At 43.1% G+C, this 20,965-nt stretch carries 21 protein-coding genes; 6 read left to right on the top strand and 15 right to left on the bottom strand.

Annotated elements, in window-relative coordinates:
* Nucleotides 1-114 precede the first annotated feature (114 nt).
* From B7720_RS05755 to B7720_RS05730, 6 genes are all read left to right on the top strand, one after another.
* Nucleotides 115-837, top strand: coding sequence for a metal ABC transporter ATP-binding protein (locus B7720_RS05755; protein ID WP_044021194.1), 723 nt, complete (start codon nt 115-117; stop codon nt 835-837).
* Nucleotides 834-1,682, top strand: a complete 849-nt coding sequence (locus B7720_RS05750) for a metal ABC transporter permease (RefSeq protein ID WP_000634601.1) — start codon at nt 834-836, stop codon at nt 1,680-1,682. The genes B7720_RS05755 and B7720_RS05750 overlap by 4 nt, the downstream gene beginning before the upstream one ends.
* 25 nt (nt 1,683-1,707) lie before the next feature.
* Complete coding sequence (locus B7720_RS05745; RefSeq protein ID WP_000733063.1) at nt 1,708-2,640, top strand: metal ABC transporter substrate-binding protein; 933 nt, start codon at nt 1,708-1,710, stop codon at nt 2,638-2,640.
* 121 nt (nt 2,641-2,761) lie between these two features.
* Entirely contained in the window at nt 2,762-3,256 is a 495-nt protein-coding gene (gene tpx / locus B7720_RS05740) for a thiol peroxidase (RefSeq protein ID WP_000206544.1), read from the top strand.
* Between the two features lie 83 nt (nt 3,257-3,339).
* Nucleotides 3,340-3,990 carry a metal-dependent transcriptional regulator gene (locus B7720_RS05735; RefSeq protein ID WP_084856996.1) on the top strand — a complete coding sequence of 217 codons (651 nt, stop codon included), beginning with the start codon at nt 3,340-3,342 and terminating at the stop codon, nt 3,988-3,990.
* A 107-nt stretch (nt 3,991-4,097) separates the two neighbouring features.
* Nucleotides 4,098-4,511: a hypothetical protein gene (locus B7720_RS05730; protein WP_084856993.1), complete on the top strand. Its 414-nt coding sequence runs from the start codon at nt 4,098-4,100 to the stop codon at nt 4,509-4,511.
* Nucleotides 4,512-4,541: 30 nt separating this feature from the next.
* Here the strand turns inward: B7720_RS05730 and dtd are convergent, their stop codons facing one another.
* The 15 genes from dtd to B7720_RS05655 form a co-directional block, all read right to left on the bottom strand.
* The gene (gene dtd / locus B7720_RS05725) at nt 4,542-4,985 is read right to left on the bottom strand and encodes a D-aminoacyl-tRNA deacylase (RefSeq protein ID WP_084856990.1); all 444 of its coding nucleotides are present in this window, start codon (nt 4,983-4,985) and stop codon (nt 4,542-4,544) included.
* 29 nt (nt 4,986-5,014) lie between these two features.
* Nucleotides 5,015-7,231 (bottom strand): RelA/SpoT family protein, encoded by a 2,217-nt coding sequence (locus B7720_RS05720; RefSeq protein WP_001123779.1) that lies wholly within the window; start codon nt 7,229-7,231, stop codon nt 5,015-5,017.
* Nucleotides 7,232-7,370: 139 nt separating this feature from the next.
* The gene (locus B7720_RS05715; protein WP_000229944.1) at nt 7,371-8,501 is read right to left on the bottom strand and encodes an ABC transporter ATP-binding protein; all 1,131 of its coding nucleotides are present in this window, start codon (nt 8,499-8,501) and stop codon (nt 7,371-7,373) included.
* A gap of 114 nt (nt 8,502-8,615) precedes the next feature.
* Nucleotides 8,616-9,485, bottom strand: a complete 870-nt coding sequence (locus B7720_RS05710; protein WP_000560743.1) for a helix-turn-helix domain-containing protein — start codon at nt 9,483-9,485, stop codon at nt 8,616-8,618.
* A 3-nt stretch (nt 9,486-9,488) separates the two neighbouring features.
* Nucleotides 9,489-9,875 (bottom strand): Mini-ribonuclease 3, encoded by a 387-nt coding sequence (locus tag B7720_RS05705; protein ID WP_000567911.1) that lies wholly within the window; start codon nt 9,873-9,875, stop codon nt 9,489-9,491.
* Nucleotides 9,868-11,211, bottom strand: a complete 1,344-nt coding sequence (gene cysS, locus B7720_RS05700) for a cysteine--tRNA ligase (RefSeq protein WP_084856987.1) — start codon at nt 11,209-11,211, stop codon at nt 9,868-9,870. Before cysS ends, B7720_RS05705 begins: the two co-directional genes overlap by 8 nt.
* A gap of 17 nt (nt 11,212-11,228) precedes the next feature.
* The gene (locus B7720_RS05695) at nt 11,229-11,750 is read right to left on the bottom strand and encodes a dihydrofolate reductase family protein (protein WP_000301974.1); all 522 of its coding nucleotides are present in this window, start codon (nt 11,748-11,750) and stop codon (nt 11,229-11,231) included.
* A gap of 8 nt (nt 11,751-11,758) precedes the next feature.
* The gene (locus B7720_RS05690; protein WP_084856985.1) at nt 11,759-12,523 is read right to left on the bottom strand and encodes a nucleoside phosphorylase; all 765 of its coding nucleotides are present in this window, start codon (nt 12,521-12,523) and stop codon (nt 11,759-11,761) included.
* Between the two features lie 4 nt (nt 12,524-12,527).
* Complete coding sequence (locus B7720_RS05685; RefSeq protein ID WP_084856983.1) at nt 12,528-13,394, bottom strand: GNAT family N-acetyltransferase; 867 nt, start codon at nt 13,392-13,394, stop codon at nt 12,528-12,530.
* A gap of 11 nt (nt 13,395-13,405) precedes the next feature.
* Nucleotides 13,406-14,023, bottom strand: coding sequence for a serine O-acetyltransferase (cysE, locus tag B7720_RS05680; RefSeq protein ID WP_084856981.1), 618 nt, complete (start codon nt 14,021-14,023; stop codon nt 13,406-13,408).
* A 14-nt stretch (nt 14,024-14,037) separates the two neighbouring features.
* Nucleotides 14,038-16,251 carry a polyribonucleotide nucleotidyltransferase gene (gene pnp, locus B7720_RS05675; RefSeq protein WP_084856978.1) on the bottom strand — a complete coding sequence of 738 codons (2,214 nt, stop codon included), beginning with the start codon at nt 16,249-16,251 and terminating at the stop codon, nt 14,038-14,040.
* A gap of 456 nt (nt 16,252-16,707) precedes the next feature.
* Nucleotides 16,708-17,574 (bottom strand): methylenetetrahydrofolate reductase [NAD(P)H], encoded by an 867-nt coding sequence (gene metF / locus B7720_RS05670; RefSeq protein ID WP_084857747.1) that lies wholly within the window; start codon nt 17,572-17,574, stop codon nt 16,708-16,710.
* A gap of 70 nt (nt 17,575-17,644) precedes the next feature.
* Complete coding sequence (gene metE, locus B7720_RS05665) at nt 17,645-19,894, bottom strand: 5-methyltetrahydropteroyltriglutamate--homocysteine S-methyltransferase (protein ID WP_084856976.1); 2,250 nt, start codon at nt 19,892-19,894, stop codon at nt 17,645-17,647.
* Between the two features lie 352 nt (nt 19,895-20,246).
* Nucleotides 20,247-20,540: a helix-turn-helix domain-containing protein gene (locus B7720_RS05660; protein WP_061426842.1), complete on the bottom strand. Its 294-nt coding sequence runs from the start codon at nt 20,538-20,540 to the stop codon at nt 20,247-20,249.
* Nucleotides 20,530-20,895 (bottom strand): type II toxin-antitoxin system RelE/ParE family toxin, encoded by a 366-nt coding sequence (locus B7720_RS05655; protein ID WP_084856974.1) that lies wholly within the window; start codon nt 20,893-20,895, stop codon nt 20,530-20,532. The genes B7720_RS05660 and B7720_RS05655 overlap by 11 nt, the downstream gene beginning before the upstream one ends.
* Nucleotides 20,896-20,965 lie beyond the last annotated feature (70 nt).

Here is a 20,965-nt window from a genome sequence, read left to right as displayed (position 1 = left end):
AAAATGGTCTCTCTTTTTTCTTCATTTTTCAGTTATTATTTTAAATTTTTTAAAAATTAACTTGACTTAATTTTTTTTTTAAGGTATATTAAAAGACAGGAGGAAAATAACTGTATGATACGTATCGAAAACCTCAGTGTCTCCTACAAAGAAACGTTGGCACTAAAGGATATTTCACTAGTGCTCCAAGGACCAACTATTACCGGAATTATTGGTCCAAACGGTGCTGGAAAATCAACTTTATTAAAAAGTATGTTGGGAATTATCCCACACGAAGGCCAGGCCTTTCTCGATGACAAAGAAGTCAAGAAATCTTTACATCGAGTTGCCTATGTCGAGCAAAAAATCCATATCGACTACAATTTCCCTATCAAGGTCAAGGAATGTGTCTCACTGGGACTCTATCCATCTATCCCGCTCTTCCACACTTTAAAGGCCAGCCACTGGAAAAAAGTGGCGGATGCACTTGAAATCGTTGGACTCTCAGACTATGCTGATCGCCAAATCAGTCAGCTCTCTGGAGGACAATTCCAACGTGTTTTGATTGCCCGCTGCTTAGTGCAGGAAGCTGACTACATCTTTTTAGATGAGCCTTTTGTCGGGATTGACTCGATCAGTGAAGAGATTATCATGAATACACTGAGAGACCTTAAAAAAGCTGGTAAAACAGTTCTCATCGTCCATCATGACCTCAGCAAAGTCCCTCATTATTTCGACCAAGTTATGCTTCTCAATCGAGAATTGGTTGCTATTGGTTCAACTGAAGAAACCTTTACCGAAGTCAATCTCAAAAAAGCTTATGGTAGTAAGCTCTTCTTTAATGGAGGTGACCTATGATAGTAGAATTTATCGATGGATTGCAACATTTCCATTTCCTACAAAATGCCTTGATCACAGCTATAGTCATCGGGGTGGTTGCTGGAGCCGTGGGATGTTTTATCATCTTACGTGGAATGTCTCTCATGGGGGATGCCATCTCTCACGCAGTTTTGCCCGGCGTAGCCCTTTCCTTTATCCTGGGAATTGATTTCTTTATTGGAGCGATCATCTTTGGCTTGATGGCTTCCATCATCATTACCTACATCAAGGGGAACTCTATCATCAAGAGTGACACTGCCATTGGTATTACCTTTTCATCTTTCTTAGCCTTAGGTGTCATCTTGATTAGTGTTGCCAAGAGTTCGACAGACCTCTTCCATATCCTTTTTGGGAATATCCTCGCTGTCCAAGATACGGACATGTGGATCACCATTGGTGTGGGGGCATTGATTCTCTTGATTATCGGGATTTTCTTTAAACAACTATTGATTACATCCTTTGACGAGCTTTTGGCTAAAGCCATGGGAATGCCTGTTAATTTCTATCACTACCTCCTCATGGTACTCTTGACCCTTGTGTCAGTCACTGCCATGCAAAGTGTTGGAACGATTCTTATCGTGGCCATGTTGATCACCCCAGCTGCGACGGCTTACCTTTATGCGAATAGCCTAAAGAGCATGATTTTTCTTTCATCAACCCTAGGGGCAACCGCTTCTGTTTTGGGACTCTTTATCGGCTATAGCTTCAACCTCGCAGCAGGATCCAGCATCGTGCTCACATCTGCCAGCTTCTTCTTAATCAGTTTCTTTATCTCTCCAAAGCAACGATACTTGAAACTAAAAAATAAAAAAATCAATAAATAAGGGGAAACCCTTCTGGAGGAATCTAATGAAAAAATTAGGTACATTGCTCGTTCTTTTTCTTTCTATCATTGGATTAGCTGCCTGTGCTAGTGGGAAAAAAGATACAGCATCTACAAACCAAAAACTAAAGGTTGTAGCGACTAACTCTATCATTGCTGATATTACTAAAAATATCGCTGGTGACAAGATTGATCTTCATAGTATCGTTCCTGTTGGTCAAGACCCACACGAGTACGAACCACTTCCTGAAGACGTAAAGAAAACTTCTGAGGCTGACCTCATTTTCTATAACGGTATCAACCTTGAAACAGGTGGCAATGCTTGGTTTACCAAATTGGTCGAAAATGCCAAGAAAACTGAAAACAAAGACTACTATGCAGTTAGTGACGGCGTAGATATCATCTACCTTGAAGGTCAAAACGAGAAAGGCAAAGAAGACCCACACGCTTGGCTCAACCTTGAAAATGGGATAATTTATGCTAAAAATATCGCTAAACAGTTGATTGCAAAAGACCCTAGCAACAAGGAATTCTACGAAAAAAATCTCAAAGACTATACTGAAAAGCTAGACAAACTGGACAAGGAAGCTAAAGAGAAATTTAACAATATCCCTGCTGAGAAAAAACTCATTGTAACCAGCGAAGGATGCTTCAAATACTTCTCTAAAGCTTACGAAGTTCCAAGTGCCTACATCTGGGAAATCAACACAGAAGAAGAAGGAACACCTGAACAAATCAAGACCTTGGTTGAAAAACTTCGCCAAACAAAAGTTCCATCACTCTTTGTTGAATCAAGTGTCGATGACCGTCCAATGAAGACTGTTTCACAAGACACAAATATCCCAATTTACGCACAAATCTTTACTGACTCAATCGCTGAAGAAGGTAAAGAAGGTGACAGCTACTACAACATGATGAAATACAACCTTGACAAGATTGCTGAAGGTTTGTCTAAGTAATCCATTAAAAACGTCGTTCTCACATGAACAGGCGTTTTTTATCGCTTAATTTCCAGTCAAATCATTGGAAAAATCTGACAATTCTCGGTAAAATAAAAGAAAAAAAGAATGGAGTAGTTTCATGACCACTTTTCTCGGAAATCCTGTAACTTTTACAGGTAAACAACTGCAAGTCGGAGACAAGGCACTTGACTTTTCTCTCACGACAACCGATCTCTCTAAAAAAACACTAGCTGACTTTGAAGGAAAGAAAAAAGTCTTGAGTGTTGTCCCTTCTATCGATACTGGTATCTGCTCAACGCAAACACGTCGATTCAACCAAGAACTAGCTAACCTCGACAATACCGTCGTTCTTACTGTTTCTATGGACCTACCATTTGCCCAAGGACGCTGGTGCGGGGCTGAAGGCCTTGACAATGCCATCATGCTTTCAGACTATTTTGACCATTCTTTCGGGCGCGATTATGCCCTCTTGATCAACGAATGGCATCTCCTTGCACGTGCTGTCTTTGTTCTCGATACTGACAATGTCATCCGTTACGTAGAATACGTTGACAACATCAACACTGAACCAGACTTTGAAGCTGCTATTGCTGCAGTTAAAGAACTAGACTAAAATCACAAGCATTATGACAGAAAGCTAGAGAAATCTAGCTTTTTTTGGTATACTAGATGGAGAGAATGAACAAGAGGAAACGAATGACTCCAAATAAAGAAGACTACCTAAAATGTATTTATGAAATCGGTACGGACATGCAAAAAATCACCAACAAAGAGATTGCTGCCCGTATGCAGGTCTCTCCGCCTGCTGTAACAGAGATGATCAAACGCATGAAAAGTGAAAATCTCATCCTCAAGGATAAGGAGAACGGCTATCTATTGACAGATATTGGCCTCAAACTGGTCTCTGAGCTCTATCGTAAACACCGTTTGATTGAAGTCTTTCTAGTTCACCATCTAGACTATACTAGCGATCAAATCCACGAAGAAGCTGAGGTCCTAGAACACACAGTCTCTGACCTATTTGTAAAGAGACTGGATAAACTCCTGGGCTTCCCTAAAACCTGTCCCCACGGTGGAACCATACCAGCCGAGGGAGAACTCTTGGTTGAAATCAATAACCTTCCACTAGCAGCTGTCCAGGAAACTGGAACCTATCTCCTGACTCGCGTTCATGATAGTTTTGAACTACTCAAATATCTAGAAAAGCACGCAATTCATATCGGTGACCAACTCCAAGTCAAGCAGTTTGATGGCTTTTCCAATAGCTTTACTCTGGTCAACAAAGACGAAGACCTCCAAGTTAGTATGGATATCGCCAAACAACTCTATGTCGAAAAAATCAACTAACCCCTTATTCCTGAAAGAAATTCCTTTCAGGGATTTTTTATTATGTTAGTTGCAACTCCCATTCATTTGGTGTAGAATGAAGGTAGATAAAAGAGGGAGGTCATCCTATGAAAAAGCTCTTTAGAATCCATTTTGCAGCTATTGCAGTCAGTGATTTGCTACTATTAGCAATTTTTATCTCCAAAACCGACCCCTCTGTAGACTGGCTCCTGCTGTCTGGTTTTATTTTCATCCTTGCTCAAGGACTACTGCTATTTCGCTTGGTCAACCGACTCAAAAAACAGTTCTCTGAGATTTATCCTCAAATCAATAAAAAGTTTCGCTTCTACTATTTAGGGGTGCTCATTAGCGATTTTCTATTATTTGTCCTTTTAGCCTTCACTAGTTCTCAGCGATTTTCATCTCTTATGCCAATCGTCACTGGTTGTCATTCTACTTTATATTATCTGACGGCTGGCCACCTAAGAGAAAACTATCCCGACTTTTACAACAAACATACCTCTTTATGGGAGTGTCTATAAATAAAAACCAAGCCGACTGGCTTGGTTTTCTTATCTATTTTTAGTATCAAGAATGATGGTAACTGGCCCATCATTGACCAGCTCCACCTGCATATCCGCTCCAAAAATACCTGTCTGAACAGGGACTTCCTGAGCTAGCTTTTGGTTGAAAGCCTCATAGAAGGCAGCTGCCATATCCGGCTTGGCGGCACCTGTAAAGGCTGGACGATTGCCTTTCTTGGTATCTGCAAAGAGGGTAAACTGGGAAATAGAAAGGATTTCCCCCTTGATATCCTTGACAGATAGGTTCATCTTGCCTTCTTCATCTGAAAAAATCCGCATATTGACAAGCTTTCTCACAGCATAGTCCAGATCTTCCTCTTGGTCCTCTGGTCCAACACCGACCAGTAATAAGAGTCCCTGATTAATTTTTCCCCGTACCTGACCTCCGATACTGACTTGGGCTTTCTTGACTCGTTGAATGATGATTTTCATAATAGCCTTTCTAGTAACTGAAGGGAGAATTAGCCGTTGGTCCGTTTAACAGAGTAGACCTCTGGTACACTCTTAATCTTGTCCACAACTGTGGTCAGTGTAGAGAGGTTGGAAATACCAAAGGAGACATGGATATTGGCAAATTTCATATCCTTGGTTGGTTGGGCGTTAACGGTTGAGATATTCTTGGTTGTGTTTGAGAGAACTTGCAGAACATCATTTAAGAGACCTGTACGGTTGAGACCATAGATATCGATGTGGGCAGTGTATTCCTTGCTTGAGAATTGATCTTCCCATTCCACATCAAGGAGACGTTGCTCATAGTTTTCTTGGGCACGGAGGTTCATACAGTCCACACGGTGAATAGCTACACCGCGACCCTTAGTGATGTAGCCGACAATGTCGTCACCTGGCACTGGATTGCAACACTTGGCAATCCGCACTAAGAGGCCTGAGGCACCTTCAATCACCACACCTCCCTCATGCTTGACCTTGAGAGTTTCTTTGTTTTCAACCTTAACTTCGCCACCTTTGACAAGCTCTTCTGCTTCTGCCTTGGCCTTAGCGCGTTCTTCCTCACGACGTTCCTTTTCGGTCAATCGGTTAAAGACGGTAATAGCGCCAATTTCTCCAAAACCAATGGCTGCATAGAGAGCTTCCTCTGTCTTGTAGCTGGTCTTTTGAAGGACCTCGTCCATATGACGCTTGTCCATGAATTTATTGGCTACATAGCCGTTTTCTTGGAACTGGGCCATCAACATCTCACGGCCCTTGTTAACGGATAATTCCTTGTCTTGATTTTTAAAGAACTGACGAATCTTGTTGCGCGCCTTGCTGGTCTTGACCATGTTGAGCCAGTCACGACTTGGACCAAAGGAGTTGGGATTGGTGATAATTTCAACCTGATCCCCTGTCTTGAGCTTGGTTGTCAGTGGAACCATACGGCCATTGACCTTGGCACCAGTCGCTTTTTCACCGACTTTGGTATGGATTTCATAGGCAAAGTCAATCGGTCCTGAATCTTTTGGCAGGGAGCGAACCGCACCATCAGGAGTAAAGACGTAAATCTCCTCCGCCAGATAGTTTTCTTTAACAGAGTCCACAAATTCCTTGGCATCATCAGCCTGGTCTTGGAGCTCCATCATCTCCTTGATCCAGTTCATCCCAATAGCAGATTCCTTGCTGTTGACCTGCCCTTTAATGCCTTTCTTATAAGCCCAGTGAGCTGCTACCCCGTACTCAGCCACTTCGTGCATTTCCTTAGTCCGAATCTGGAATTCAATCGGCCCTTTTGGCCCATAAACAGTTGTATGGATAGACTGGTAACCATTGGCCTTACGATTGGCGATATAGTCTTTGAAGCGGCCTGGCATAGGTTTCCAAAGTTCATGCACATAACCCAGCATAGCATAGACATCACTCTGGGTATCTAAGATACAGCGAATGGCAATCAGGTCATAAATTTCCTCAAAGCGTTTCTTCTTATCCTGCATCTTGCGGTAGATCGAATAGATATGCTTAGGACGACCATAGATTTTCCCTTTGAGATTGCGTTCGGTAGCATAGTCCTCCAACTTGGTTACGACTTCGTCGACCAGAGCCTCACGTTCTCTGCGCTTTTCCTTCATCATGTGGGTGATCTTGTAAAACTCAGTTGGATTGAGATAACGGAAAGATAGGTCTTCCAACTCCCACTTGACACTGGAAATCCCTAGACGATGAGCAAGTGGTGCGTAAATTTCCATGGTTTCTCTGGAAATCCGTTCTTGCTTGTCCTTTCGCAGGTGTTTAAGAGTCCGCATATTGTGCAAACGGTCCGATAATTTAACCAAGATAACACGGATATCCTCAGACATGGCCATAAGCATCTTGCGATGATTTTCAGCCAATTGTTCCTCGAGTGATTTGTACTCAACCTTACCAAGCTTGGTCACCCCGTCAACGATAATCCGAACATCATGACCGAACTCTCTCTCCAGATCATCCAGTGTCGCATCTGTGTCCTCAACCACGTCATGCAAAAAACCACAGGCAACGGTTACGGCATCCAGCTTGAGCTTAGCCAGAATTCCTGCTACCTGAATGGGATGGATAATATAGGGCTCTCCTGATTTCCGAAACTGCCCACTATGACAATCTACCGCATAAATCAATGCTTTTTGTACAAAAGCAACGTCTTCCTTCGTTAAATACTCTCTCGTTAAAGCGACTACCTGATCGCCCGTCAAATTCACTTCTTTCGGCATCTATACTCTCCAATTCTTCCTACCATTTTATCACTTTTTTAAGGATATGAAAACTAGAAAAGCTCTGTTTTTATGCTAATACCAATCATTAAAAAAACACTGCCAGATTTCTCTAGCAGTGTTTTGACATTTCATTTGCTTAGTAGACTGTTTTTTCAGTTTCTACATCGAAGAAGTGTGCTTTGTTCAAGTCAAATCCAAGTTCAACTGTTGCACCTGTTTGCAAGTAGTCACGAGCATCCACTTTTGCAACAAATTCGTCTTTACCAACTTGGCAGTAAAGGTGAGATTCTGAACCAAGCAATTCTGATACTGAGATAGTTGCTTTAACCACTGATTCTGGGAATGTTTCAAGGAAAGCAGGTTCTGCATTCACATCTTCTGGACGGATACCGAAAATCAATTCTTTTCCTTCGTAGCCTTTGTCACGAAGAACTTTCAAAGCACCTTCTGGCACTTTCAAACGGAAACCGTCAGAAACAATTTCGCTACCAACCAATTTCACATTGATGAAGTTCATAGCTGGGCTTCCGATAAATCCTGCTACAAATTTGTTAACTGGGTTTTTGTAAACTTCTTGAGGAGTACCGATTTGTTCTACACGTCCGATAGTACCTGTACCAGCAGGGTTCTTAGTTGCTGACATGATAACGATACGGTCTGCAAGAGTCATCGCTTCTGTTTGGTCGTGTGTTACGTAGATAGTTGTAGCTCCGATACGACGGTGGATTTTCGCAATTTCAGCACGCATTGATACACGAAGTTTGGCATCCAAGTTTGACAAAGGTTCGTCCATCAAGAACACTTTTGCATCACGGACAATCGCACGACCCATGGCAACACGTTGACGTTGACCACCTGAAAGGTCAGCAGGTTTACGATCCAAGAACTCTTTCAAGCCAAGGATTGCTGCCGCTTCTTGCACACGTTTGTCGATGTCTTCTTTGCTGTACTTACGCAATTTCAAACCAAAAGCCATGTTGTCATACACAGTCATGTGTGGGTAAAGAGCGTAGTTTTGGAATACCATGGCGATGTCACGGTCTTTTGGAGCTACGTCGTTGACAACCACGCCATCGATAGATGCAGTACCTTCTGTAATGTCTTCAAGACCCGCAATCATACGAAGAGTTGTTGATTTACCACATCCTGAAGGACCTACGAAAACGATAAATTCTTTGTCTTTGATGTCCAAGTTGAAGTCTTCAACTGAGTAGTGTTCGCTGTTTGGATATTTTTTGTAAATGTTTTTAAGATTTAATTCTACCATGGAAGGTGAACTCCTTTTATTTTTTGATAGTTTTATTATAAATGAAAACGCTTTACATTTCTATGGCAAGGTGACCAAAAAAATAAAAAAGTTCTGTGCAACTTGCACAAAACTTTAAAGAATATCTGGTAAAATCAACTGATAACACAAGGTAAGATCCGTTAACTCCTTCAACTGAAGCCCTGTCAATTCTTCCCATCTATCAATCTTGTATTGGAGAGAGTTGCGGTGCAGATAGAGTTGCTGGGCCGTTTTAGTTAGGACGGCACTGTTTTCCCAGAGAGAAAGGATAATTTCCTGAATCTGGTCCTGGTCCAAAATCATCTGGTGCAGGCAGTCTTTAATGACTCTCAGGTCCACAATCCTTTCTCCCATACTCCAAAGATAGAGCTGTGAAAAGGTATGTACACCTTGATGCCCCTGACGCCACCAAGTCTTAAACAAATCTCGCTCCGCTTTGATCAAGTCTGATAGGGCTTGAGGGCCTGTCTGAGGCCAAACCTGGCCTAACATGATCGACAGACGAAGGCCAAAGTCATACTCAACCGCTTCAATCGTATCAGATAAGATTGAGCGGACAGAGCTGTACTTATCTTGTTGAAGCACAAATACATAATCCTGAACTCCGACCTGCAATACTGTCTGGCAGTTGGGAAAGAGAGTTTGCATCATATCCAACCAAGAGGCTAGATTTTCCTGTTGGTAATAAGACAGATGGCAATAAACCAATTGAATCTTTTTGAAAGCTTGCGGTGCCTGCCCCTTCCCCTCAATCAAATAGGGATACCAAGGATTGAGCGAACGAGCCTGCTCCTGCTGGGTCAAAAGGGCAACCAGCTGCTTTTCACGCTCGCTGAGCCCAGCTTCCTCCAGTAAAATCCACTGCTGAGAAGCTAAAGGAAGAGTAAGATAGCCCGGTTTCTCTACTGGCTGATCTGAAATCTGAGCTTCAGGGAACCAGTCTTGTAATTCCTTTGCAATCATATTCTAGCCCTCCACTTTTTGGATGCACCAAGAAATTATAGTCTCTAGACGCTCCACATTTTCAGTCAGATGGAGATAGCCCATGACCGCTTCAAATCCTGTAGACATGCGATAAGTTACGACATCCGCATTTTTAGCCTTTGTGTGGCTATTGGTATTGCGGCCTCGTTTATAGATTTCTTCTTCTTTTTCCGTCAAGACTTGCTCTTCCAACATGAGGGCAATCAAGCGAGCCTGAGCCTTGGCCGACACATACTTTGTCGCCTCTTGGTGGAGTTTATTGGGCTTGGTCATACCTTTGAGGATGAGGTGACGGCGGATATACATAGAATACACCGCATCCCCCTCAAAAGCTAGCGCAATCCCATTAATGAGGTTGACATCAATCACGTGTCCACCTCACTCCATCTTTGGTATCCAGTAGCTTAATCCCTTGAGCAGCCAATTGGTCACGGATTTGGTCTGCTGTCGCAAAGTCACGATTCGCACGCGCCTCTTGACGTTTTTGGATCAAAGCTTCAATCTCTGCATCCAAAACTTCCTCGACAAAGACAATACCAAAGACCTCTAACATAGCCGCAAGAGCTTCCTTAACACTTACATCATAGTTGCCTGAATTAATCCACTTGGCCATTTCAAAGACAACTGTGATACCATTGGCAGCGTTAAAGTCCTCATCCATAGCCGCTACAAACTTATCTTTAAAGTCTTGTAACTCTTGAGCATCTACATTTCCAGTAAATGGTTGCTCATAGGTGTTCTTTAGATACTTGAGATTTGTCTCGGCATCACGCACTGCTTTTTCTGTAAAGTTGATAGGCTTGCGGTAATGCTGAGTGGCAAAGAAGAAACGAAGCACTTGGCCATCGATGGTTTTGAGGGCATCATGGACTGTGATAAAGTTGCCCAAGGACTTGGACATCTTGACATTTTCGATATTGACAAAGCCATTGTGCATCCAGTAGTTGGCAAAAGTCTGACCAGTCTTGGCTTCTGATTGGGCTATTTCGTTGGTATGATGCGGAAACTCTAGGTCAGCTCCACCACCGTGAATATCAATGGTATCTCCCAAAATCTCTGTCGACATAACCGAACACTCGATATGCCAGCCCGGACGGCCTGCTCCCCAAGGGCTGTCCCAGAAAATCTCACCTGGCTTAGCTGCCTTCCAGAGAGCAAAGTCCACTGGATTTTCCTTACGGGCGGTCTCCTCATCTGTCCGACCAGAAGCACCCAACTCCAAATCTTCCAAGGTTTTATTAGCCAACTTAGCATAGTTGTGAGATTTTTCCACACGGAAGTAGACATCCCCCTGGCTTTCATAGGCATAACCTTTTTCAATCAAGTCTTCCACAAAACGAATGATATCAGCCATAAACTCCACTACACGCGGATGGCGGGTAGCAGGCTTGACGCCTAAGGCCGTCACGTCTTCACGAAAGGCAGCGATGTACTTGTCCGCAACCTCCTGAGGCGTGATACCTTCTTCCTTGGCGCGATTGATAATCTTATCATCTACATCTGTAAAATTGGAAATATAGGCAACCTCGTACCCACGGTATTCGAAGTAACGTCGAATGGTATCAAAAGCTACCGTCGAACGTGCATTCCCCACGTGGATATAGTTATATACGGTTGGCCCACAAACATACATCTTGACTTTGCTGTCCTCAATCGGGACAAATTCTCGTAAATCACGAGACATGGTGTCGTAAATTTTAATCATGCAGTCCACTCCCTTCTCTATTTCTGACTTTTTCGGCTGAAAACCAGCTCTGCAAAAGGGCCAAATTGTCTGAGGCTATCCAGTTGGTAAAAGCGCTGCCCTTCCTCTTGGGTAAAGAGGGGAACCCCCTTTCCTAGGATAAGGGGCGCTATCTGAATAATGAGGTGGTCGAAAAGATCCGCATCCAAGAGCGGTCCTACCAAGGAATTACCACCAATCACAAAGACATTTTTTCCTTTGTCAATCTGGTGAACAAAGTCCACCACATCCCCAGCTACTGGCTGGTAATTGCTGACAGGCAGGTGCCTATCATGCGTAAAGACATAGTTTTCCGTAGCTTGATAAAAACTTTCTACATCTTGCAAATCTTGGATTTCCTCAAAGGTCCGCTTGCCCATGATGGTGATATCCATTTGCCTGTAAAAGTCATCATAGCCTGTATCCTCTACAGAACCAAGCTGATGCAGCCAGTCTATCCTGTGCTGGCTGTCTGCCAAGTAGCCATCCATGGTGATACAGCCGTAAAAATATACTGCCATTCTTGTAGTTACCTTTCTAGTTCCTTGGCTATTGTCAAAGCGATAGTGAAAAAAGTCATGGCATCAGCTGTCCGCTCTTCATGGCGGGCATCCCAGGCTCGGTTATGATGATCCACATAGTCAGCTGTGTAGAAGAACTGATAGACTTTACTCTTGCGAAATTGACTCCAAGCCATGATAGCTGAAGCTTCCATGTCCACCACTTGTGCACCAGCAGTCAAGCGACGCTTGACCTTATCAGGCGTTTCTCGATAAAAGGCATCAGTCGTCCAAGACTTGGTGCGGATATGTTCGATATTGTGCTTGTCAAAGATGGCTTCCAGCTTAATCAACAGTGATTCGTTATAGGCGACTTCATCACCCGATGGGGCATAGTGATAGCTAGTCCCTTCATCTCGCAATGCGGCCGCAGGCAGGATGATTTTATCCGCCTCAATTGAGCGATCCAAAACACCACAGGAACCTAGAATGATGAAATTCTTGAAGCCTATGGCCGCTAACTCCTCCAGCTGGCCGACTATCATGGGAGCCCCAATCGTAGCTATAGCAACGGCTACCTTACTACCATCTTTTTCATAGATATACCATGGAAATCTACCATTTAGATTGGTTAGATAGCCACCTTCATAAACATCTTCAAACTGCTTTACTCGTTCAACGATTTCTCCATTAAAAGATAAAATAATCGTGTCACAGATTTCTCCACCACCTCGAATACTTCGATCAGTTGGTTCGATAACAGCAGGTACATTTTCGAATTCTTCTAATAGCATTTTTCTATTCTTTCTCATTCAGATAAACTACCTGAGTCTGTTTGACAAAGCCAATTTTTTCATACAAGCGCTTGGCACCTACATTGCTATCTTCTACTGCAATTTGAAACTCCCTGTCATTTTGCTCAATCAGTTGGTTGATAAGAGATTTTACAAAATAGCTTCCGTAGCCTTTGCCACGTTCAAGTTCTGATATTGCTAAACCGTAGAAGTAATTCGTATTAGTCGATAAATCTACCGTGCAAGTCCCAATGACCTGACCGTTTTTTAATAAAATGTATAGGCGACTTTCTGGATCTTTCAGAGCTTCAGCGACATATCTATCCACAACTTCTCTCGATTCATGTTCCTCTGAAAATACCTGAAATTTTAACTGGCTAATTTGCTCCTGATACGAACTATCTGCTAACAAAACTTCAAGATTAGAAACAGTTACTAACTGATAAGGTCTTCTATCCTTACCTAACCAGGTTTCTGTCTCTTCATCCTCGACCAATCCCCAGTTGCTGACAAAATCAGGATGACGCTCTAGAAAAATACGTTCTGTCTGAAAAGTGACTGAACGAATAGGGAAAGAAGCCGTTTCTCTCTCAAAACTCGTAAACAATGCACGCGCAATCCCCTGACGGCGATGATTTGGATGAACCAGTATCGTCACTTCCACATCTTGGTCATCTGCATAGACAGTTAATAAACCAACAAGTTCGCCTTTTTCATAATAAAGGAAAAAGGCGGGCATGTTTGGGTCAAAATTAAGCATGTTAGAAAGATAGGGATCACGATAGGTACCGTCATAGGCTTGGCAACAGTTAATGAGTTTTTTCGCCTCAGATAACTCCTCTTGGCTTAACTTGTTTCTTGCTTGAATCATATAGGTATCCTCTACAACCCCGACGATCTGTGACTGGCTTCACGGGCATGCTCTAGCTTGTCTAGATAGTATTTCCGTTTCTCCTCTACCTCGTGAATGGTTGGCTCGTCTTTCTCACCATGAACACGGACAATCTTCGCTGGAATTCCGACAACTGTCACATCACTAGGTACATCTGCCACAACAACTGCGGCTGCTCCCACCTTGGCATTTTCACCGATTTCCACTGGTCCAATAACTTGGGCATGAGCCGATATGAGAGCTCCCTTTCGAACGGTAGGATGGCGTTTGCCACAGTCTTTCCCTGTTCCCCCAAGAGTCACCCCATGATAGAGGAGAACTCCCGTCTCAACGATAGCCGTTTCTCCAATCACCAATCCAGAACCATGGTCGATAAAGACACCTGATTCTATCTGAGCCCCCGGATGGATCTCAATCTGAGTCCAGAAGCGCCAAAACTGACTGTGCATCCGAGCTAGGAGTTTGAAGCCGTGCTCCCATAGAAAATGCGAGAGACGGTGGGCAGCTAAGGCCTTGACACCTGGATAGGTCAGTAGAACCTCCAAAGTGGTGCGCGCCGCTGGATCATTTTCTTTTACGATATCAATGGTTTCGCGCCACCATCCCATACATTTCTCCTTTCTTATTCTGAATCTTTTGGTTTATGTGTAAATTCTTTCTTCGGTTTGTGGTCCTTGTGATGACGTAGACGGTGAGGACGTTCAGACTTTTCACCTTTTTCATCACGCTCAGGTTTTGGTGGACGTGGAAGAAGAGCCTTCATAGAAGCATCAACACGTCCTTTTTCATCAATCTTGATAACTTTGACATCGACTTCGTCTCCAATAGCCACCAAGTCTTCGACATTATTAGTACGCGTCCAAGCCATTTCCGAAATGTGAACGAGGGCGTCTGTCTTGTCAAAGAGGTTGACAAAGGCACCAAATTTCTCGATACGAACAACCTTAGCATGGTAAACTTCATCGACTTTAGCCTCACGAACTAGACCAGCAATGATTTCTTTGGTACGGTTAATAGCATCTTGGTCGCTAGAGTAGATAGACACATTACCCTCTTCGTCGATATCAATCTTAACGCCTGTTTCAGCGATAATTTTGTCGATGGTTTCTCCACCTTTACCGATGACAATCTTGATCTTATCAACATCAATCTTAATGGTATCAATTTTCGGTGCAGTTGGAGCCAATTCTGGACGAACTTCTGGAATGGTTGCTTCGATGACATCAAGGATTTCAAAACGGGCTTTCTTAGCTTGAGCAAGGGCTTCTGTCAAGATTTCTGCAGTAATCCCTTGGATCTTGATATCCATTTGAAGGGCTGTAATCCCCTCACGAGTACCTGCTACCTTGAAGTCCATGTCTCCAAAGTGGTCTTCCAATCCTTGGATATCTGTCAATACAGTGTAGTTATTTCCATCTGAGATGAGACCCATGGCAATCCCTGCTACTGGCGCCTTGATTGGCACACCACCAGCCATAAGGGCAAGAGTTCCGGCACAGATAGATGCTTGAGATGAAGAACCGTTTGATTCCAAGACTTCTGCTACCAGACGGATAGCGTATGGGAATTCTTCCAAGCTTGGCAAGACTTGAGCAAGAGCACGCTCACCGAGAGCGCCGTGACCAATTTCACGACGACCAGGCGCACCGTAACGACCAGTTTCCCCTACAGAGTATTGAGGGAAGTTATAATGGTGCATAAAGCGTTTCTTGTACTCTGGATCCAAACCATCGATGATTTGCGTTTCTCCCATCGGAGCCAAGGTCAAAACTGAAAGAGCCTGAGTTTGTCCACGAGTGAAGAGACCGGAACCATGTACACGAGGAAGGAAGTCAACAACCGCATCCAAAGGACGGATTTCATCGACCTTACGCCCGTCAGGACGCACCTTGTCTTCTGTGATCAAACGGCGCACTTCAGCGTGTTCCATTTGTTCCAAGATTTCAGCCACATCACGCATGATTCGTTCAAATTCTTCATGGTCTGCATATTTTTCTTCATAAACAGCAGTCACTTGGTCTTTCACTGCTTGTGTCGCAGCTTCACGGGCCAATTTTTCTTCTACTTGGACCGCTTTTTGGAGGTCACTGTTATAGGCTGCGATGATTTCAGCCTGTAAGTCAGCATCCACATGAAGCAGTTCCACTTCTGCTTTTTCTTTACCGACTGCCGCAACGATTTCTTCTTGGAAGGCAATCAATTCTTTGACTGCTTCGTGCCCTTTGAGAAGGGCTTCCAGCATGATTTCTTCTGACAATTCTTTGGCACCAGACTCAACCATGTTGATAGCGTGTTTGGTACCAGCTACTGTCAATTCAAGAAGCGAACGCTCTGCTTGTTCTTGACTTGGGTTGATGATGATTTGACCATCTACATTGCCCACTTGTACCCCAGCGATTGGTCCGTCAAATGGAATATCTGAGATAGAAAGTGCCAAGGATGAACCAAACATAGCTGCCATTGGTGCAGAGGCATTTTCATCATAAGAAAGGACGGTGTTGATCACTTGCACTTCATTACGAAAACCTTCCGCAAACATAGGGCGGATTGGACGGTCAATCAAACGCGCTGTCAAAGTCGCATCAGTTGAAGGACGTCCTTCACGCTTCATAAAGCCACCAGGAAACTTCCCAGCCGCATACATTTTTTCTTCGTAGTTGACTTGGAGAGGGAAGAAATCCCCAGTTGCCATCTTCTTAGACATAACGGCAGCAGTCAAGACAGTTGACTCACCGTAACGCACGACAACAGAGCCATTTGCTTGCTTAGCAACCTGACCAGTCTCTACGATTAACTCACGACCCGCAAAAGTCGTTTGAAACACATGTTTTGTCATTTTAATCCCCTTTGGATTGATGAAATTATACGCCTTGCCTACAAAGATCAAGATACTAAGGTCGCAAAAAGCAAAGTAAAAATAGGAAACTGGCGAAGTCTTCGATGAAGACAAGACAGTTTATCTTTTTTACACAGCTTTTCGGCCGAGTTCAATTACTCATGATAGCATAAATTGACGCAGTGTGCGATGCACACCAGGAAATCTATCTTTTTCACTAGGGATTTAGCCCGTGTTCAACTACCTAAATACCTTGAAAAAGTTTAAAAATATTATTCTTTAGCATTTGTATCTTTTATAGCATAGCAGATTTGAATAGCTAAGAATATGTTTATACCCTCATCTTTGTATCAAGTACGTACAGAGTCTATTTTATCATATTTTTCTTAAAAAGTGCGGGCTTTTCTATTAAAAAGGAACCATTCCCCTCACCTGAGAAGAATGGTTTGCTTTTTATTATCCTAAAGACTGATGATTAAACAAGGCATGGGTTGCTTGGTGGATGTATTTGGCTGTTTCAGCATTGTTCATGGTGTAGAGATGCACGCCTGCGACATCCTGGGTCACCAAGTCAACGATCTGATCCACGGCATAGGCAAGTCCTGCTGCTCTGAGCGACTCAGGGTCATGCTCATACTTGTCTAAGATGGCCTTGAATTTTCGTGGAAGATGGATATTCTCACAAGTCTTCAAGAGACGAAGCGCTTGGTTACGGTTCAGAATGGGCATAATACCCGCATGAATGGGAACATCAATCCCTGCCAAGGTACACTTGTCTTGGAAATCATAGAAGCGCTCATTGTCAAAGAAAAGTTGCGTTACGAGGCTGGAACAGCCTGCATCCACCTTCTTCTTGAGATTTTGAATATCTGAGATTTGGTTTGGCGAGTCAGGATGCCCCTCTGGGTAACAAGCACCAATAATATCAAAGTGAGGAGCTTGTTCCTTGATGAACTCGATCAAGTCCGTTGCGTAGCGGAAATCCTTTTGCGGTTCCACATCAGGGATAATATCCCCACGCAAGGCCAAGATTTTCTGTACCCCAACCTTATCCAAGTCTGCAATGGTTTCAGCAACCTTTTCCTTGGTCAGATAGATAGCTGGCAAGTGGGCAATAGTTGGAATCGCCAAATCATTCTGGATAAAGTCAGCCAAACGAACCGTCGTTTCCTTGATATTGAATTTATTATTGCTGGCAGTCACACTGATAAAGTGCGGTGTCAGCTCCTGCATATCCTGCAAGGCTGAAATAATATTATCATTACCCACAGCTGGGTTTGGAGGGAACACTTCAAATGAAAGTGACGGCGTTTGGCGTGACATATTCATTATCCTTTTCTAGTTTTCTAGTTGATTTCTTACTGATCAACCATGTATGGAGAAATGTCTTTTCTTACAATTTCTCACGCGCAGCTTTAGCAGCTTCAACAAGGCGGATCAAGCTTTCTTTTGTTTCTGGAATACCACGTGTTTTCAAACCACAGTCAGGGTTGATCCAAACTTTCTTGCTTGGCACTTTGGCAAGAATAGCATCGATTGTGTGGTCGATTTCGCCTTCATTAGGCACACGAGGAGAGTGGATATCGTAAACCCCAGGTCCCACTTCTGTTTGGAAGTTTTTCGCTTTGAGTTCGTCCAAGATTTCAAGGTTGGAACGGCTTGCTTCAAAGGAAATAACGTCCGCATCCATGTTGTCGATAGCTGGGATGATATCTGTAAATTCTGAGTAACACATGTGAGTGTGGATTTGAGTGTCTGGCGCTACTGTTGAGTGTACCAAGCGGAAGGCAGGAATAGCCCAGTCAAGGTAGTCTTCGTACCAGTCGCTACGACGGAGTGGCAATTTCTCACGAAGAGCAGCCTCGTCGATTTGGATGATTTTCACACCTGCAGCTTCAAGGTCAAGAACTTCATCCTTGATGGCAAGAGCGATTTGAAGAGTTGAATCCTTGATAGAAATGTCTTCACGTGGGAATGACCAGTTAAGGATGGTAACAGGTCCAGTCAACATACCTTTAACAGGTTTGTCAGTACGGCTTTGTGCGTAGCTAGACCATTTCACAGTGATTGGGTTAAGACGAGTGACATCGCCCCAGATGATTGGTGGTTTCACCCCACGCATACCGTAAGATTGTACCCAACCATTCTTAGAGAAGAGGTAACCTGACAAGTTTTGACCGAAGTACTCAACCATGTCGTTACGCTCGAATTCACCGTGAACAAGCACGTCAAATCCAACTTCTTCTTGCCATTTGATCCATTCGTCGATAGTCTCAGCAAGGAAGGCATCGTATTCTTCTTGTGACAATTCACCCTTACGGAAGGCCAAACGTTTGGCACGAACTTCCTTAGTTTGAGGGAATGAACCGATGGTTGTTGTTGGAAGAGCTGGAAGTTTAAAGGCTTCTTCTTGGATAGCTTCACGTTCTGCAAAGGCTGGCAAACGAGTGTAGTCTGCGTCAGTCAATCCAGCGATGCGCGCACGAAGTTCTGCATTTTCACCAACACGTTCAGTCGCAAAGAGTTCTTTGTTAGCTGCAAGAGCTTCTGCGCCTTGACCATTGCGGATAGCATCCAAATCACGAATTTCATCCAATTTTTCAACTGCAAAAGCAAAGTGGTTCAAGATAGCTGGTTCAAATTCTTCGTTAGCAGTTGTAAATGGCACATGAAGAAGTGAGCATGAGCTTGTCAATACGATGTTTTCAGCTGGGATTTGCTCAAGAACAGCCAAGCTCTTTTCGTAGTTGTTGCGCCAGATGTTTTTACCATTGACGATACCAGCATAGAGAGTCTTGTCAGCTGGGAAACCACCTTTGACCAATTCAAGAGTTTTCTTACCTTCAACGAAGTCAAGACCGATCGCATCAACTGGCAAGTTTACAAGGTCAGTGTAAACGTCACGCACATCACCGAAGTAAGTTTGAAGCAAGACTTCAAGACCTTTCTTGTCAGCCAAAAGTTTGTTGTAGAGGTTCAAGAAGAGAGCTTTTTCTTCAGCTGTCAAATCTTTTACAAGAGCCGCTTCGTCGAGTTGGATGCGAGTCGCACCAAGTTCAGCCAATTTTGCAAAAACTTCTTGGTAAGCAGCCACTAAGCTGTCTACGAAGTCTTCTGCTTTCACGCCTTCTTCAAAGTCTGACAATTGAAGGAAAGTGAATGGACCTACAAGAACAGGACGAGTGTTAAGACCAAGTTCTTTTGCTTCTTGGAACTCATCAAAAATCTTGTGACCAGCAAGTTTAACCTGAGTGTCTTTTTCAAATTTAGGAACGATGTAGTGGTAGTTGGTGTTGAACCATTTCTTCATCGGAAGGGCACGAACGTCCCCTTTTTCTCCTTGGTAACCACGTCCCAAAGCAAAGTAGCGCTCAAGGTCAGACAAGTCCAAGTTTTGAACGGATGCAGGTACCACGTTGAAGAGGAAAGCTGCATCAAGGAAGTTGTCATAGTGAGAAAAGTCATTTGATGGGATTTCAGTGATGCCTTTTTCTTTGACGATGTTCCAGTGTTTTGCACGCAATTCTTTAGCCGCAGCCAAGAGTTCTTCTTCTGAGATTTCTTTTCTAAAGTATTTTTCAGTTGTAAATTTTAATTCGCGGAATTCGCCCAAACGAGGGAAACCGATGATCGTAGTTGACATGATGTGTCCTCCAAAATTTGTTGTTGAAACTATCTTAACAGAAAAGAAACTGTCTGTATAATTGTAAATAATTAGGCTTTGATATAGTTTGAAACTATATCACTCTTTTAGACAATAGAAAAAGACTTGAGACCAGCATCTCAAATCCTTTATATTGCTTGTTTTATTGCTGTATTTTAGTTGGAATGCTCAAACGAGCTATTGACGATTCTCATCAATGACTATGGCTTGTTATTAGAAAAGACTATAGGTTGGTTTTCTTTTGTAATTCTGATATTTCCCTGAAAAAGTGCGGACGGGAGGTAAAATTATCCAGTGGATGATTTTAGCCAACCAAGTAATCTCATCTCTATCAACTTTTTTCCTGTTCAAGTGGGACGACTGCTAGTGTCTTTCCTAAACTGGCTAAGACTTTTAAGACCGTATCCAACTGAGGACTAGTCTTTCCTGTCTCCATCCTAGCTATGACAGGCTGGCTTACTCCACTGAGTTCCTCTAGCTTTTTCTGACTGATACCTTGCTCATGTCTAGCCTCAATCAACTCACTCATGATAGCTACTCGCATATCACTTTCAAGAATTTCTTCCTTGCTAAAGAGTTCAGATCGGATATCTTTCCAATTACTTCCAATGGCACTATTCTTCATCACTTAACCTTCTTTCTTTTATGTCCTTCAGTTCACGCTTGGCTTTTTCAATTTCTCTTATAGGAGTTTTCTGAGTCTTTTTGACAAAATGATGTAAGAGAACAAAACTCCCATCAAGCCACGCTACAAATAAAATCCTATCCCTCAGAGGTCTTAGTTCCCAAATCTCATCTTCCAAATGTTTGATATAGGGTTCACCAGCTCTAGTCCCATGCTGACTAAGCAACTCGATATAGTCGTTTAGTTTATTCAGTTTGATGCGACTGTCCTTACTCTTCTTTCTAGCCAATTCTCTCATATAATCTAAGACTGGCTCATTTCCATTTTTGTCCTTATAGAAGTAAATTGTATGCACCAAGCAACCTCTTTTCAATTTAATTATAACTTAAAAGTTATTAAAAGTAAATCCTAATACCCATAAAAAG

Source organism: Streptococcus oralis subsp. oralis (assembly GCF_002096455.1).
GTDB classification, from domain to species: Bacteria; Bacillota; Bacilli; order Lactobacillales; family Streptococcaceae; genus Streptococcus; species Streptococcus oralis_CY.
The sequence above is the reverse complement of the archived record's forward strand: the minus strand, read 5'-3'. Positions and strand labels throughout refer to the sequence as shown.